This window comes from Cupriavidus sp. R6-3, assembly GCF_059772245.1.
In genome coordinates this window covers 1-1,382 of sequence record NZ_JCBAJO010000445.1, presented here as the reverse complement: position 1 = coordinate 1,382, position 1,382 = coordinate 1, and the positions used below count along the sequence as shown (strand labels likewise).

Below are 1,382 nucleotides of genomic sequence, written 5' to 3'. Positions count from 1 at the left end.
CCATATTGCCGAGCAGGTAGAGCTCGAGCGGATTCGGCGTCGAGAAGCTGTCGGTCGGCAGCGGCGCGCCCGCATGCTGCATCGGCTGCACCAGCCGCGGCGTGATGATGAAGACCAGTTCGGACATGTCCTGCTGGAATGACGTGCTGCGGAACAGCGCGCCGAGCACCGGCACCTCGCCCGCGCCGGGCAGCGCCTTCAGCGTGCCGCGCGCGTTGTTCTGCAGCAGCCCGCCGATGGCGAAGCTCTCGCCATCGCGCATCTGCACGGTGGTGGAGGCGCGCCGCGTGGTGATCACCGGCAGGATGGTCTGGCCGGTCAGCGTCGCTCCGGTCACCGTGGCGCCGGTGGGCGAGAGCTCGGACACCTCCGGCGCGACCTTCAGGTTGATGCGGCCGTTGGCCAGCACGGTCGGCGTGAACTTGAGCCCCACGCCGAATTCCTCTTCCTGCAGCGTGATGGTAGGGACGCCGCCGACCACCGCGTTGCTCTGCGCCACCGGGATATAGATCTTGCCGCCGGCGAGGAAGCTCGCCTCCTGGCCGCTCAGCGTGACCAGGTTCGGCTCGGCCAGGATCTTGACCAGCGAGTCGTTCTTCTGCGCGTCGATCGCGATGTCGAGCGGCAGGTTGTTGGCCTTGCTGCCGAAGATCGCGGTGCGCGAGCCGGTCAGCAGCGAGGTCAGCAGGCCGCCGGTCCACGAACCGAAGCCGCCCTGCAGGTTCAGCTGCGAGCCGAGCTGGTTCAGCAGGGTCTTGGACACCTCGGCGACCTTGACCTCGAGCATCACCTGCTGCGGCGTATCGACGCTGAGCATGTTCAGCACGCCGCCGTTCTTCGCCTCCTTGTCGCCCTGCGCGACGGCGGCATAGGCGCGCGCGATCTCCACCGCCTGCTGGGCTGCCTGCGCGCTGGAGACGCTGCCGGTCAGCACCAGGTTGTCGGCGGCGGTGGCGACGCGGATGCCGCGCTCGGTGGGCATCAGCTGCGCCAGCGAGCCCTGCAGCCCGCCGGCATCGACATTGACCGCGATATTGATCACGCTGCAGGCGCCGCTGCGCCCCTGCACGATCATGTTGGTGGTGCCTAGGCTGCGGCCGAGCACATACATCGTCTGCGGCGACACCATGGTCGCCTGCACGATCTCCGGATTGCCCACGGTCCGGTTGCGCACCGGCTCGGGCAGCGGGATCAGCGTCGACTTGCCGATCGGCACCACCACATGGCTTTCCTCGCGTACCGCGCCGCTGCAGTTGGGCCCGCGCGTATCGGCGGCGGGCACCGGTGCGCGGGCGGGCGCCATGCTGATCGTCATCTGCATCGGCGCGCCGGCGGCGATGCCGGCGTTGGCGTTGGTATTGGCGTTGGCATTGGCATTGCTG

The 1,382-nt window shown here is 68.7% G+C and carries 1 protein-coding gene; it reads right to left on the bottom strand.

What is annotated here, in order from left to right; genetic code table 11:
• The coding region (locus AC6EI8_RS26525; protein WP_498383398.1) for a type II and III secretion system protein family protein at positions 1-1,382 on the bottom strand (1,382 nt) is incomplete at both ends.